The sequence below is a fragment of the Kitasatospora sp. NPDC057512 genome (assembly GCF_042802135.1).
Lineage (GTDB): Bacteria > Actinomycetota > Actinomycetes > Streptomycetales > Streptomycetaceae > Kitasatospora.
The window spans coordinates 1-14170 of record NZ_JBHVET010000142.1 but is presented as its reverse complement, the minus strand read 5'-3'; the positions used below and the strand labels follow the sequence as shown (position 1 = coordinate 14170).

Sequence of the window (14170 nt, the reverse complement as noted above, 5' to 3'; positions counted from 1 at the left end):
GCTTCGGCCGGGCGGGGGCGCGTTCGTCGTGTGGTCGGTCGGCAGCTACCCGAACGGCAACGTTGCGGTGCTGCGGGCGGTCAGGGTACGCGAGTAGTCGGCTGCCGAGGCCGTCAGGGCCCGGTAGTTGATCACCGGGTCACCTGCGGCGACCAGGGCGGTGGCGCACCCCAGGCACCACGGCCGAGGGGGGTCCACGTCCAGGTCCTCGATGACTGCATCCGCTGTGCAGCACTCGGCGCAGATCGGCATGCTGCCGCCCTCCTGCTCGCTCAGGCCCAGGTCGAGCCGCACTGGGTGCAGCCCCACCAGCCGTCCATGGTCTGGTAGGTGGCGCCCGACCCGCACATCGGGCAGGTCATGGCGGCCGCGGGCTGGTCGCTGTTCGGCAGGTTACCGGGCTGCGGGGTGTCGTGGGCCGGGTTCTGCACCTCGGGGTGGTCGGGCAGAGCTTCACTCATGACGCACTCTGTGGGCACCCCGGATGAAGGCGTCCCGCACGCGGCACGGATCGCCCCGGGGCGGCTGCCGACACCAGAGCGCCGGGCCCGGTACGGCACGGACTGCACGCGCATGTGACACCACCTCGGCGAGCATCGCCACACGGTCGCAGCCTTGACGTTCACCGAGCAGGTCGCCCCGGAGGAGGTCCGCCGGCCAGCCCTGCGGGCAGTGACGGCAGACCTCCTGTACTCGGATCAGGGGAGGCGTCCGGCTGACAGTGGGCCACCTCGGAGGTGTATGCCGTGATATCCCTCAGGACCGGGCCCCTGACCCATGCCCAGCAGCCAGTGCACAACCCCCACTCATCCTGTGCCCCGGCAGGCATCCCACCGACGGCGCTCACTCGTTACCCTCGTTGATCACCATGGCTGCGGCAACCGCTCGGAGCCAGAGCTCCTGACCGGCGTGGATGGGAACGTTGCCCCCCGAGTACAGGATCCGCCGCCCGTCCCTCCGTACGGCCCGAGCCTGGTCCAGTTCTGCGGTGATCCAGGCGGAGGACGCATCCGCGTCGCCGGTCACCACTTCGCCTCCATGCCGCGGTTCGGGCACCCGACGTGGTCGGTGATCCAGTCGTAGAGGCTCGCACCGAGTTGCCCGTCGTAGGTGCCGAGGCCGTACCGGCCGCAGGTGCGGCAGTGACCGCACACCCGTTCGCCAGGGTCGGCCGGTGCTTGGGTGTCGACCTGGCTCTGTGTCTGGTCCGTCACTGGTCCTCCATCATGCGCTCCCGCGCGTCCGCGGCGGCGGGGCACGGCCACGGCACGTCGCAGCGGGGGCAGCCGCCAACGACGGACCGGTGCTCGTCTCGCCGCATCCGGACCCAGGTCGCGTCCGCGTCGCCCGGGGGCGCCGCGCGGGGCGGACGACGAGCGGCTGCGGGCTGAACGGTGGGCAGGTGGAAGGTCACTGGTCCTCCGTGCAACTCAGGTGCGCAACTACGGCCCAGCCGAGCGGAGCCGAGGTAGCACTGGTCGGGGTGTAGACGTGACCGGCCGCGATCAGCGGCGGCTCAGGGGAGCCGCACCGTACGCACGCCTCGCCATGGAGACGTGCAGGGCTGATCGTGGCCGGGGCCACAGCGATCTCGTTCGGTGTCCCTGTCACACAGACCACGATCCCCGGCCACTACCCCCAGAAGTGCCACAACCTGTGGCACCCCGGCTCGCTACACGGCCCGCGCCCACCGGGCCAGCGCCATCACCCGGGCATCGCGTCCGCGAGTCAGCCGGACCATCGTCGCCAGCTCGGTCCGTACCTGCCCGTGCTCGCGGACGTGCTGCGGCGCAATCTGCCGGGCCACCAGGAGGCTATCGGCAGCGTGCTGCGGTCGGCCCAGCTGTACCTGCGCCCTTCCGAGGTCGATGTAGTAGTGAGAGCGGCGCTCGGCAGGCAGGTCCCGCGGCGGCGCCCACCGCGCCGCGGCATCCACTGCCTCCCGCAGATCACCCGGCTCACCCAACTCCACCGCCACCGCCAGGCGGTGGACCTCCAGACTGTCCGGGCCCACGGCGGTGCCGTCGTACAACCGCTCCCTCACCCGGGAGGCCAGCGCCTCGGCATCCCGCAGGTGCTCCCGGGCATCGTCGGACCGCCGCATGCGACCGGCCACCACCGCAGCCCGCATGTGCAGAGCCGCTGCGGCAGCCCTGAGCGGCTCCGTGCTGAGCGGTGACACCCGATCGATAGCCGCCCTGAGCGACCGCAGGCCGGGGTCAAGCTGGTTCGCAGCGAAGAAAGTTTCCATGCGAACGTAGGCAGCTGCGGCTTCAAGGGCAGGATCAGCGGCGAGCGCAGCAGCCCACCGCATCAGTTCAACCAGTCTGGCCGACAGATCACGGTACCCGTACTTGTAGGCCACCGCGCCCGCTGACCGAATGGCCAGCGCGAGGCAACGGGCGGCCTGGGCGCGGTCGGCGGCGAGTGCCTGATCGACCGCACGGAACAGTTCCGCCAGCAGGCCCGGCGCGTCCTCAGCGAGCCGCGCGTACTGCGACTGCACCCGGTCCTCGACGGTTCGGTCGACGGCCGCCGCCAGCTCCGCCAGGGGGCGGACCGGGCCGTCCTCTGGCAGGTCGTACGCGGCGATCACGCACTGCAGTGCAGGGACGGCCGCGTGCACTCTGCTGTCGGTACGGCCGGGGCCGTCCAGGAGGTCCTCCGGAGTGCGGCCGAGTACGTGGGCCAGTGCCTCCAGAATGCCGTCGCCTGGCCACCGTTCGGCGCGCTCGACCTTGCGGATGGTGCTGTACGAGACGCCGGACAGTGCTTCGAGTTGACGGCGTGTCAATTTTGCCGCGTGCCGCGCTGTTTCGAGCCGTAGGCCCAGGGTGGTGGTTTCGGGCACAGAGTGACTCCGTTCCGTGGTCGCACTCGGAACGGTACCGGCACCCCTCCGGTGCCGGGCTGGATCGCCTCGGCGGGCACACCGCCCGGGCGGTTCTGCTACTGGCCGATCAGCGCGTCGGCCAGCTCCGTCAGCGAGTTGACCGTCCAGTCCGCGGCGGGCGCACTGGTCGTGAGCCCGATCGGACCGCGGCGAAGGTGCGCGGCCCGAAGGCCGGCCGCCCGGGCCGGAATGATGTCGTTCGCCGGGTGGTCACCGACGTACACGATCCCGTCAGGCTCACCAGGCGCCCACTCGATCACCCGCTCGAAGAACTCCGGCGAGGGCTTGGAAACGCCCCACTCGGCAGAGGTGGCGATGGCATCCGCCGGCAGGTCAAGGCCGCGCAGCAGATCCGACAGCACCGAGTTCTGGTTACCCGCGATGCCCACCCACAGCCCAGCCTCGCGCAGTCGGGCCAGCGCCGGACGGACGTCCGCGTACAGGTCGGACTCGTCGAGGTAGTCCCCCTGTCCGGCCGCCTGCCGGTCCCGCCACTCGGCTGCCACATCCACGCCCGGCCTGATGATCCGGATCGCGTCGGCGTTATCGCGGCCCTCGGCCAGCACGGAACCGACCAGCGCGGACATCGTGTGAGTGGGGACGCCGAGCCATCGGGCCCAGTCACCCCAGTACCTGGTGTCGCTGGTCAGGGTCTCGCCGATGTCGAACACCACGGAACGCATGTCCGCAGCCTATCGACCCGCCCTCGCCGCCGTCGTGCAGTGCGGCCCGATCGCGCCGGGGACCCGCGCTCGCGTCGAGGCGGGCAGGTCCTGCGCGACGATCGCCATGCGGCCGAGGTGCATGGCGAGGGCTAGTGACAGTTCGACAAACCGCCACCTCACGGCCTTTCCGAAGGAGAGCTGAGAGGTGGCGCAGTGGGAGCCATCCCCGCATGTGCGGGGCCGACTCGCCTGGCAACATCCGCTCGATGGTGAACACGGAGCCATCCCCGCGCGTGCGGGGCCGACAGGACAGGCCGCTCTCGGGCGCCGGCAGTGCGGGAGCCATCCCCGCACGTACGGGGCCGACCGATGGACCGAACTCTGATGCATGGAAAGCTTGGAGCTATCCCCGCGCGTGCGGGGCCGACGTCGACGTCTGGCAGCACGGCATCCCCGTGGCGGAGCCATCCCCGCGTGTGCGGGGCCGACCGCACCGTCGCGTACGAGCGGCACTCCTCCGTGGAGCCATCCCCGCGTGTGCGGGGCCGACCCGCGCTCGCCATCGAGCCCGATGGGCTTCATGGAGCCATCCCCGCGCGTGCGGGGCCGACTACATCCTGCCCACGGGGAAGCCGTCGCGACTGGAGCCATCCCCGCTGAGCGGGGCCGACACTTCTTGACCTGCGGGTCTATCGGCGGGAGCGGGCCGAGAGGATCAGTCCGTCGAAGTCGACGGGCTTCCAGCGGTCCTTGCCCGCCGTGCGGACGGTCCAGCCTTGTTCGTTGGTGGCGGGCTCTACGAGGACGGCTTGGCCGTCGCCGATGCGGGTGGCGAGGAGGTCCCAGAGGCGGTCGCGGATGCGGCGGCTGGGGGTGCCGACGAAGACTCCGGCGTTGACTTCGACCATCCAGCGGGTGAGGTGGCCGCGGAGGCCTTCGGGGGCGGCGATGAGGATGATGACGGTCATGGGCTGCTCGTGTCCTGGGCGAACTCCGGGCCGATGATGGCCAGGTGGTCGTCGCCCATGCCCGGGTCGGAGGCGGCGGGCACCGACGGGCCTTCGGTGCCCGACCAGTTGACGCCGCCCTGGACTGTACCGACGCGTTCGTCCCAGAGTTCGTTGACCTCGACGTCGGGCATCTCGGTGCCCTCCGGGCTGAGGAGCGCCTTGACGTCGTTCACGATGCGGCCCAGCAGCTTGTCCTGGGCGATGCGGTCGCGCAGGCCGAGGCGGGCGTCGCGCTCCTCGGTGTGGCCCTGCTGGGCGAGGTCGAAGGCGAGGGGGATCGTGTACTCGGCCTTGTAGAGGTCGGCGATGTCGAGGACGAACGAGGTGGCCAGTCCGGTGTGGACGAAGCCGAGCCCGGGGCTGGCGCCCAGGCCGGTGATGACCGCGTGGCAGATCCCGTAGAGCGCGGCGTTGGCCGCCGACAGGAGGCGGTTGAGGTCGTCGCCCGCGGCGTACGCGTCGCCGGCCTTGTAGACCCGCCCGTTCCAGGGGACGCCGGTTCGGCGGGCTTCGGCCTGGTAGAGCTTGCGGATGCGGGCGCCCTCGCGGCCGCGCAGTTGCTGCATGGTGGCGGTGCTGACGTCCTCGCCGGGGAACCGCATCCGGTACATGGTCCGTGCGACGGCCAGGCGTTCCTTCGTCCGACTCACCAGCCAGGCCTGCCGGTTGAGGAGGGCCGCGCCGCGGCTGGGGCCGAGGCCGGCGGCGTACATGCGCACGCCCTGCTCGCCGACCCAGCACACGGTGGTGCCGGAGTCGGCGAGGAGGTTGACGGCGCCGTGGGTGATGCGGGTGCCCGGGCCGAGGAGCATCACGGCGACCATCGCCGCCGGGACGCGGACGGTCTCGCGCTTGTTGATGACGACGACGGCGTTCTCGTCGCGGTCGATGTGGCTGCGCTCGACGTAGACGCTGGAGACCCGGTCGGCGAGGCGGTGCAGGTCGTGGGGGTGGGCTTTCCACCAGATGTCGGCCATCGGTCAGCGGGCTCCGGCGGGCAGCGGCGCGAGGGTGAGCAGACCGCAGCCGTAGGCCTTGGACGGGCCGATGCCGCCGAGGAGCGCCGTCTGCAGGAGGCCGGGGTCGCTGATGCGCAGGCGGCCTTCGAAGGTGGCGGTGGTGAGCGTGACCGCGGTGCGGGTGCCGGGTTTGGTGAAGCTGCTGCGGCTGCGGTCGGTGATCCGCACTTCCCGGGCGGGCCGCGCGTCGGCGGGGGTGTCGGAGTCCGACGGTTCGAGGCCCGGTGCCGGGCCGTCGGTGCGGGCCTCGGGGATGGTGAAGCCCCAGCGCTCGGTGCGGTCCAGGAACCAGGCGAGCTGCTGGGCGGCGGTGCGGTGGGCCAAGCGGTAGGAGCGGTGGTGGAGTTCGGCGGCGGTCTTGGTGCGGTGCGCGCTGAGCTTCTCGGGCTTGGAGGTGTTCTGGACGGGGCTGGCCTTGAGGCGGAAGGCGAACTCGCGGCCGACGGCGAGCTGGCCGAGCAGCGGGCTGTAGTCGCGGATCGCGTAGTGCTCGCCGTCGGCGTCCGGCCATCCGGCCTGTTCGACGATGTGGGTCCAGTCCGGCTTGGACGGGGTGAGGGCGAGCAGCATCGGGCGGCGCGGGTGGTCGGCGTCCAGGCGCCACAGGATCCGGTCGCCGGTCGCGATGTCGGGGACGCCGGCGGTGACGGCGCCGTGCAGGGCGCGGGGGTTGGCGAGCAGGGTGCGACTGGCGGCACGCAGGGGGTTGATGCGGACGCGGGAGAGGTAGGTCATCGGGTCACCAGCCCAGCAGGGCGAACGGGTCGTGGCCGGTGGTCGCAGCTGCGGCCGAGGCGGCGGCGGACGGTTGCGCGGTCGTGGCCGTCGGGTCGAGGCCCGTGGGGACGGTGAGCCAGGCGTGGCGGATCCGTCGGGTGGAGAAGCCGCGTTGGCGGGGGTCGAAGGAGCGCGGGACGTCCTGGAGGGTGTCGTCGCCCGACGGGTCGTCGAAGGTCGCAGCCAGGTCGATCCGGTGCGGCGAGAACGGCTCCGGGCTCCGCGCGGCCCGCCGTTGGTAGGCACTCTTGGCCGCGCCGCCCGCCTGCCAGGGCTCGTCGGCGAGGACGTCCTCCAGGGTGCCGGCGCGCACGGCACCAAGGGCGAGCGGCTGGGTGGGCACGCAGGAGCGCCGGCCGAGGGCGAGCGGGAAGGCGGGGCGGCGGATCGCTTCGGCGAGCGTCTCGACGAGGGCGGCCGGGCCCTGGACGGCAGCGACGAACACCGCGTCCTGGAGGTAGTAGCGGTGGGTGACGTGGGTGTCCTTGGCCGGGGAGGTCGGCTTCTGCACGCCCTTGGCGTTCACCCCGGCCTGCGGCAGCGGCCGGCCCCGGTAGTCGCTGACGGTGTGGTAGTCGCGCAGCAGGGTGCCGGGCTGGTCGATGCGCACGCCCAGGCGCAGGCCGACCAGGTCGGTGATGTCCGCTTCGCGCGGGCGGCCGGCGGCGGCCGCGAGCAGGCCGACGACACCGGACTTGGTCGGCTGGGGTCGGCTGTCGCGGCGGTTGAACGCGCTGCGGTCGCCCCAGGACTGGAGCGGCCCGGCGAGGCGCAGCACGAGGACCGCCTGCGCCTCGTCCTTCGGGACCGTAGTGGGGGTGGGGTCGGCGGGCATCAGTTGTCGTTCACCCGCTCGATGAGGGCGGTGCGCAGGCCCTCGCGCAGCTCGGGGAAGGTGCGGTTCACGCCGAAGGCCTCCGCCAGCTGCTGCCCGGTCTCGTCGCCGTCGGCGGTGCCGAGGGTGTGGCAGATGCCGACGTACAGCGGGGTGTCGCCCCACTGCTCGGTGGCGGTGGCGAACTCCACGGCGAGGCGGCGCGCGGACTCCGCGACGATGCCCCGGCTCGCCGGGACCGGGTTCTCGTACGCGGAGACGAGGTTCACCGGCTGGTCGGCGCGCACGACGACGGCGACCAGGCTGGGGCGGGTGCGGTGGGCGAAGGAGTTGCCGTAACCGGTCGGCATGGAGCGGGCGAAGGAGTCGATGAACAGGTCGACGGCGTCGACGGTGGCCTTGTCGTCGCCGAGGTTCTCCCGCAGCTGGTGCAGGCCGACGGTCGCATAGCGGTAGAGCGTGGCCGAGTTGAAGCCGATGGTGCCGATCATCCCGGCACCGGTCTCGTTCTCCGTGTTCTCGTCGTCGACCGCCGTGTAGTAGTCGAACTCGAGCTCGGCGGCGTGGGTCGAGATCGCGTGCGCGACCTGCGTCGCGGCGTCCACGTTCAGGCCGGGGATGTCGGCGACCATCCGGCCGAAGAGCGCGACGTCGGCCGGGTGACCCGTCTGTAGCTGCTCCTTGACCGGCAGGGCCTTGACCGCCTCGTCGAGGGCCTTGGCGTCGAGCGCGGCCAAATCGGTGGCGGTGTCGGCGACCAGGGAGACGATGGCGTCCAGCTGGCGGCGCCCGTAGAAGAGCAGGTAGGCGGTGTCGCCCTCTTTCTTCCCTGCGGAGATCCCGGTCGACTTGATCAGCGCGTCCGCGATCCGTTGCGCGTCCTCGGCCACGAGGCCGCTGCGCTCGGCGATGCCCTCGGCGAGCCGGGCGGCGATCCGCTTGGTGCGGGTGGCGAGGTCCTGCGGGTCGCGGCTCTCGGTGAAGTGGATGCGGGTCGCGCGCTTCCAGGCCTGGGAGGAGACGCGGGAGCGGCGCTTGCCGCCGAAGTAGGCCTCCTTCGGGTTGCCGTTGTCGTCCCGGTTGAGGTTCGCCGGCGGGACGGTCTGCAGGATATGCACGTCGATGTAGAGGCGGTCGGTCATGCGCTGCTCCTCGAAGGGTGGTGGTCCGGGCGTAGGTCGGCGGACGGGTGAGTGGCTGGCGGTCGGTCGGCGGACGATCAGTCGGCGGGCGTCTTGTCCTTCCAGGCCTGGTAGCCGACGGCCCACTTGAGGCGGACCTGCGGGCGCCGGTCGGTGTGGTGCCAGGCCTGGATGTCGGCCATCAGGTGGTTGTAGTCCAGTGGCTGTCCGACGGTGCGCAGCTGGGTGACCAGGCCGCGCAGGTGGACCAGCAGCGCGGAGACGCTGGTGGCGCCGGCGAGTTGGGCGACGCGGGTGTCGAGCGCCTCCTCGCTGAACTTGCCGCTGCGGCGCAGCGCCCGCAGGGCCTCGCCGAGCTTGACGCCGCGGCGGTGCATCGGCCTGGACTGGCTCTGCTGGTGGAGGCCGTAGAGGGCGAGGGCGGCGTGCTCGGCCTTCTGCTCGTCGGAGACCTCGTCGCGCAGGGCGAGGGTGTCGTTGACCTCGCAGCTGTAGAGCGGCCACATCTTGGGGCTGTCCATGACGGGGCGGCCGAGGCCGGAGCGCATGGCCGCGAGGTCCTCGCCGGGGGGTCGGCGCGGCTGCTTGGTGCCGGGGTCGAGTCGCCAGGTGTGGTCGGGGGCGGTGTGCTCGTCCCAGTACCGGCGCTGCTTGGCGGCGGTGGTGTGCTCAGTCGTCAAGGTCCGCTCCAGGGACGGGATCGGGTTCGAGGGCGGGTCCGGCCTCGGCAGCGCGGGCGGCGGCCGCTTCCCGGACGGCGTCGGCGTGACGGGGAAGGATCTCGTCGAGCCGGCGCCTGAAGTTCGCACCGGCGGTGCCGAGGTTGTAGGTCAGTGGCTTGCCCGACTTGCCGGCCGGGGTGACGCTGCGGCCCGCGAAGGTGGCGGCGGGAGCGGCCAGCAGCAGCTCGTTCGCCGCGTCCCGTGCCAGGCGGTGGGCCACTTCCTCCCAGGCCAGCCTGCCCCGCTCCAGGACCTCGTCGTCGGCCCCGGCGTCGCGGACGCCGGCGAGCAGGCGGCGCACCAGGGGGTCGAGGGTGTGCAGGAGGAGGTCGCCGGGGCGCTGGCCCTTGTCCCAGGGGATGGGGTCGGCGCCGGCGGCCCGGCGCAGGTCGGCGGAGAGGTTGTTGACGGCCTTCGCGAGCCGCTCCGCCTGCTCGGCCACGTCCAGGAGGAGCTGGTGGGCCTCGCTGTCCTGGTGGAGGGCGAGCAGGGGCAGGGGGATGGCGTCGTGGATGACGTCCTCGACGATGGCGGACTGGGTGCCATAGACCATGCCGAAGGTCTCGACCTGCAGCGGGTAGTCGGCGGGGAGCCGGCCGTCCTCCCGCAGGGCGCTGACCTCGTCGAGCAGGACGCTGGTCTCGAAGGCGCCGTCGGAGCTCTGGCGGGTGGGTGCGAGGAGGGCGTCCAGGCCACGCCAGGCGGCCTTGCCCTGGGTGTGGCGGCGCGGCCTGCGTTCGGGCAGGGCGGAGGCGGACTTCTTGGCGGGCGCGGTGAACGTCCAGGCGGTGTGCGGCTCCCGCTCGGACATCGGCGTCAGCCGGTCACCGGCACTGACGACCACCCTCGCAACCCTCTGCCGACCGGTCTCGTCCTGGTGCGGGATGAGGCGGATCCGCCTCGCCTGCCACGTCCACAGGTCGAGGAGGCCCTCGGCTTTACGGGGCTCCCAGACGGGTCTGTGCGGGCCGCGCATCCACTGCGGGACGCCGAGGACCTCGGGCGGGGTGACCGGGAGGTTCAGCAGGAGGGTCTCGTACAGGTTGCGCCCGGTGGGGACGATCACGCCGAGCTGGCCGAGCGGGCCGGTCGGATTCCCCGTGGTCTTGCCCGCCTTGACCTGGTCGTCACCGACGACGCCGGTCTTGATGGCGGCGGTGTCCCAGCAGTGGGCGTACAGGAGCCAGTGGGCGGCCTGGGCCGGCGTCAGGTCGAGCGGGTCCGCGTCGCTGCGGTTGGCGAACAGCGGGACGTTGTTGCCACTCGCCGCGGTCGCCACCAGGGCGGCGGAGCCCTTCGTCTCGTCCTTGGCGGTCCGTAGCCCGGCGACCTGCGCGAAGGGGGAGACCGGGTCGAAGAGGTCGAACTTCGCGCGGTACTTGTCGAAGTGGGCCTGGAGTCTGTCCAGTTCGTCCTGTGTGAACCCGTCCTTCTGCGCGAGCCGGTCGCCCTTGCTCCGGAGGGTCGCGGGTGCGCCGGTGGCGTGGGCGACGACGGGCAGCAGGACCTGACGCAGGACGGCCGGCAGCTGGGTGGAGAACTCGACGACAAGGCCCTCCAGTTCGTGGGCCCGGGCCAGGACCTCGGCGACACCCAGCTTCACGGGAGGCCCGCCGCCGACGGGGCGCACCATCAGCCACGGTTCGTCGACAAGGTTGTACCCAGGCACGCGCTGATCTCCCAACTGGCTTTGTCTAGCTCGCCGCTGACTCATCGTGGCATCGGTGAAGGTCTGCTGTGGGGCGAATGCTTGAATTGCCCCTCGGCCCCGCAGGACTCTGTGCGCGGGGATGGCCCCTGGCTCTGTCTGCGAGCCGGTCCCGGCTGCAAGTAGGCCCCGCGCTCGCGGGGTTGGAGTCGTGTGGGCGGAGCGGCACTCTGTCTCTCCTGCCCACACGCCCCGCTACCGGTACGGTCTTCCTCCGCTCACCACGAGGCCGAGCAGGTCGTCGTAGCGCAGCCGGAAGTCACCAATGACCGCTTCGCCCTGTCCGTCGAGCTCCAGGGCCAGGCTGTGGCGCAGCCAGGGATGGTCCCGCCAGCCCGGCAGCGGACCGAGCGCCTGCTCGGCCGCTTCGGTCAGCCTGGCGGGAAGGCGTACCGTGCCGGAGAGCACGTCGTCCACCGTCTCGGCCGCGACTTCGCCGTTCGGGCCGAGGCTGCGGCCCGTCACTGCCCGGAAGTCGTCCTCCCCGAGGCGGCGCACCAGGACGACCTCCGCGCTCGGGTCGCCATCCCGGACGAGCGCCTCGAACTGCCCCTCGGCCAGCTTGCCGAGGGCTCCGTAGTGCAAACCCGCTAGCGTCTGAGCCCCGTGCTCACCGGCACGGGTCAGCACGTACCCGGCAGCCTTCGCTCGACGCTTGGTCTGCCGTTCCTCCCACTCCTGCCGGGCCTGCGCCTCAGACTCGGCCCATGCCGCCGGGACGACCGGGTCCGTGCCGTAGACCCGGGCGACCAGGTCCGGCACCTGGCCAGGGATGCTCCACATGCCTTCGCCGGACGTCGCCGCCCGCTCGACCTCGGCGGCCGTGCGCAGCAGGAGGTAGCGGCCGTAGATCCCCTCGGAGGCCCGCAGGATGTACGGCGCCTTGTCGTCGTCGAGGCCGATGCCGGTGACGACGACGGTGGGCCGTGACAGCGTGTGGGGGCGTTTGACGCCGTCGTGGCGGTGGAGGCGTCCGATGCGCTGGAGAAGCAGGTCCATGGGCGCGAGGTCGGTGATCAGCAGGTCGGCGTCGACGTCGAAGGACTGCTCCGCGAGTTGGGTGGCGACGACGATCAGCCTGCCGGGGCGCTCGGATCCTTCTCTCGGCGGGCCGAGGAGCTCCAGCACCTCCTGGGTGCGGTCGGCCCGGTGGCCGGCGTGCAGACGGGCGTGCAGGAGCCGCACGTCGGCGCCGTACTCCTTGTGGAGGGCGTCGAACGTGGCCTGGGCGCGGGCCACGGTGTTGCGGATGATCAGCACGCATCCGCCGTCGGTCAGCCGCTCCCGCAGGTAGTCGGTCACGGCGGCGTCCGCCGGCCCGGCGGCGTCGCCCGCGGCCCGGGCATCCGTCTCCGCCGGCTGCTCGTGGAGCACTTCGACCCGTACCTGGAGATCGTGGCGCCACGACTCGGTGCTCTCGACGAGGACCTCCGGCTGCCCGTCCTGCCCCGGCCAGACCGCCGTCACGCTCGGATAGCCCTGCGGCTCGGGAAGCTCCGGCACCGCCGGGGCCTCCGCGGACCGCGTGCCGGCCAGGTAGGCGGCGGCCAGGTCGCGCCGCTGCTCGGGCGGAAGGGTCGCCGAGAGCAGCACCACCGGCACGCCGGCCTGCCCGAGCCACCACAAGCCCTCCAGCAGAAACTGCGACATGTAGACGTCGGCGGCATGGACCTCGTCGAGGATCACGACCTTGCCCATCAGGCCGGCCGTACGCAGCATCACGTGCTTGGTGCGGGTCGCGGCGTACAGGAGCTGGTCGATGGTGCCGACCGCGAACGGGCTCAGCAGACCTCGGCGACGGCCCAGGAACCACTCGGCGGGGACCCTGCGCTCCCCATCGGGGCATCCGTCGAAGCAGTCGGTCGACATCCCGAACTCGTCTTCCCCCACGGACGAGTAGTAGGAGTCGGCTTCCTGCCCCCACTCACCGGTGCCCTCCAGGAGGGCGCGCCATTGCTTGTTGACCATACGCTTGCCGTGCAGCAGCGCGACCTGGTCCTCCAGGCCGTCGCCGACCTCGCGCAGCCACGACCGGACCTGGGTGGACATCGGGTCCGCAGTCGCCTGGGTCGGCATGCCCAGGAACACTCCGTCCGCGCCATGACGGGCGGCCATCAGCTCGGCCGCCGCCAGCGCCGCCTTCGTCTTCCCCTCCCCCATCGGCGCCTCGACGATCACCAGCCCCGGCCCGCCCATCCGGCGCACCACGTCGAGGACCAACTCCTGCGAAGGCCTGGGCCCGTGGCCGAAACGGTCCCGGAACGCCTCCGGACCGGGCACCGGGAGCGTTCCCCAGCCACCGCGCAGGCCGAGCCGCGCCCACGCTGCCGCGGCCCGTTGCCGCGCCTGCGGCATCGTCACCCTCGCCAGATCCGACACGCCCGTGAAGTGCCGCTCGTCGCTGGCGATCCAGTCCGCCATCACCACGAAGCCGGCCAGCTGGAGTTGCATCGCTCGGCTCGGCACCTCCAGAGGCTCGACGGCGGCAAGCGGTGCCTCGCCCTCGTAGCCGAGCTCCCGGGAGAAGACCTCCACCAGCGCCGACTGCGCGAGCTTCCATTGCCGGGTGTTTCCCTGCAGCTTCTCGCTCCTCTTCGGCGGGCTCAGCTGCCCCAAGGTCGGGACCAGACCGTGGTGACCGGCGACCAGCGGCCAGACCCAACCGACCTGCTCCATCGACCACTGCGCGTCGGTAAGCAGTGCTCTCAACACACGGGCACCGGCTTTGTCGTGCCGCCAGGACGCCCCCTTCACCGCGTACTTGTCCCAAGTCAGGCCCGCCTGGCGGACCGCGGCCTCGCCAGCGAGATCGAGGCACTGGAACACCGGGGTGGCCTTGCCGCAGTCATGGATCCCGCACAGCCAGGCGAACAGCCGTCGCCCTCTCCCCTGTCCGCCCGCGACAGCGTCCAGACGCCGCCGCGTCACAGGCGACAGGTAACGGTCCCAGACGATCTCCGCCACGGCAGCGGTGTCCAGCATGTGCGACAACAGCAGGTTGGCCGTCCCTCCGGCTCGCCCGGCAGACTTGCCCCACAGGGCACCCAACCAGCCTTCTACCTCAGGCGGGTACCACTGCCAGCGGCCATCGACCATCGCCTCGACCTCCATGTCCGAGTACGCTTCGGAGCCTAGGTCGGGGCACTGACAATCCACCTTGGATTCACGAAGAGACAACGATCGGCGCATGAGGTCTGCTATGGGAAGCCCACCGAATCGAACTGAATCAACCGGCGCCAGTTGACGCAGATCACCGCAGGTCAGGAAGTGTCGGCCCCGCGCTCGCGGGGGTTGCTCCTGACGCGGCGGTGCGACTGAGCCACGCCGCGGGTCGGCCCCGCGCTCGCGGGGGTTGCTCCTGACGCGGCGGTGCGACTGAGCCACGCCGCGGGTCGGCCC

13 protein-coding genes are annotated in these 14170 nt (G+C 71.8%); all 13 read right to left on the bottom strand.

All coding sequences use genetic code 11. The features are described from left to right. Positions 1 to 45: 45 nt before the first annotated feature. The 13 genes from ACFU6K_RS12590 to cas3 all read right to left on the bottom strand — a co-directional run bounded on the left by ACFU6K_RS12590 (position 46) and on the right by cas3 (position 13882). On the bottom strand, positions 46 to 309 hold the full coding sequence (locus ACFU6K_RS12590) for a hypothetical protein (RefSeq protein ID WP_049649343.1): 264 nt from the start codon (positions 307 to 309) through the stop codon (positions 46 to 48). Beyond that, a complete protein-coding gene (locus ACFU6K_RS12585) occupies positions 273 to 461 on the bottom strand; it encodes a hypothetical protein (protein ID WP_380662543.1) in 189 nt (62 codons plus the stop codon). Before ACFU6K_RS12585 ends, ACFU6K_RS12590 begins: the two co-directional genes overlap by 37 nt. Positions 462 to 1022: 561 nt before the next feature. Next, positions 1023 to 1214, bottom strand: a complete 192-nt coding sequence (locus tag ACFU6K_RS12580) for a hypothetical protein (protein WP_380662542.1) — start codon at positions 1212 to 1214, stop codon at positions 1023 to 1025. A 458-nt stretch (positions 1215 to 1672) separates the two neighbouring features. Further along, positions 1673 to 2851 carry a helix-turn-helix domain-containing protein gene (locus ACFU6K_RS12575; protein WP_380662541.1) on the bottom strand — a complete coding sequence of 393 codons (1179 nt, stop codon included), beginning with the start codon at positions 2849 to 2851 and terminating at the stop codon, positions 1673 to 1675. A 98-nt stretch (positions 2852 to 2949) separates the two neighbouring features. Continuing rightward, the gene (locus ACFU6K_RS12570) at positions 2950 to 3576 is read right to left on the bottom strand and encodes an HAD family hydrolase (protein ID WP_380662540.1); all 627 of its coding nucleotides are present in this window, start codon (positions 3574 to 3576) and stop codon (positions 2950 to 2952) included. A gap of 671 nt (positions 3577 to 4247) precedes the next feature. Continuing rightward, positions 4248 to 4526 (bottom strand): type I-E CRISPR-associated endoribonuclease Cas2e, encoded by a 279-nt coding sequence (cas2e, locus tag ACFU6K_RS12565; RefSeq protein ID WP_331744407.1) that lies wholly within the window; start codon positions 4524 to 4526, stop codon positions 4248 to 4250. Further along, the gene (gene cas1e, locus ACFU6K_RS12560) at positions 4523 to 5545 is read right to left on the bottom strand and encodes a type I-E CRISPR-associated endonuclease Cas1e (RefSeq protein WP_380662539.1); all 1023 of its coding nucleotides are present in this window, start codon (positions 5543 to 5545) and stop codon (positions 4523 to 4525) included. Before cas1e ends, cas2e begins: the two co-directional genes overlap by 4 nt. A gap of 3 nt (positions 5546 to 5548) precedes the next feature. After that, positions 5549 to 6322, bottom strand: coding sequence for a type I-E CRISPR-associated protein Cas6/Cse3/CasE (gene cas6e / locus ACFU6K_RS12555; protein WP_380662538.1), 774 nt, complete (start codon positions 6320 to 6322; stop codon positions 5549 to 5551). A 4-nt stretch (positions 6323 to 6326) separates the two neighbouring features. Beyond that, positions 6327 to 7199, bottom strand: a complete 873-nt coding sequence (gene cas5e / locus ACFU6K_RS12550; protein WP_380662537.1) for a type I-E CRISPR-associated protein Cas5/CasD — start codon at positions 7197 to 7199, stop codon at positions 6327 to 6329. Further along, positions 7199 to 8341: a type I-E CRISPR-associated protein Cas7/Cse4/CasC gene (gene cas7e / locus ACFU6K_RS12545; RefSeq protein WP_380662536.1), complete on the bottom strand. Its 1143-nt coding sequence runs from the start codon at positions 8339 to 8341 to the stop codon at positions 7199 to 7201. Before cas7e ends, cas5e begins: the two co-directional genes overlap by 1 nt. 77 nt (positions 8342 to 8418) lie before the next feature. Next, a complete protein-coding gene (gene casB / locus ACFU6K_RS12540; RefSeq protein WP_380662535.1) occupies positions 8419 to 9021 on the bottom strand; it encodes a type I-E CRISPR-associated protein Cse2/CasB in 603 nt (200 codons plus the stop codon). Then, a complete protein-coding gene (gene casA / locus ACFU6K_RS12535) occupies positions 9011 to 10732 on the bottom strand; it encodes a type I-E CRISPR-associated protein Cse1/CasA (protein ID WP_380662534.1) in 1722 nt (573 codons plus the stop codon). Before casA ends, casB begins: the two co-directional genes overlap by 11 nt. 234 nt (positions 10733 to 10966) lie before the next feature. After that, the gene (cas3, locus tag ACFU6K_RS12530) at positions 10967 to 13882 is read right to left on the bottom strand and encodes a CRISPR-associated helicase Cas3' (RefSeq protein WP_380662533.1); all 2916 of its coding nucleotides are present in this window, start codon (positions 13880 to 13882) and stop codon (positions 10967 to 10969) included. Positions 13883 to 14170: the final 288 nt, after the last annotated feature.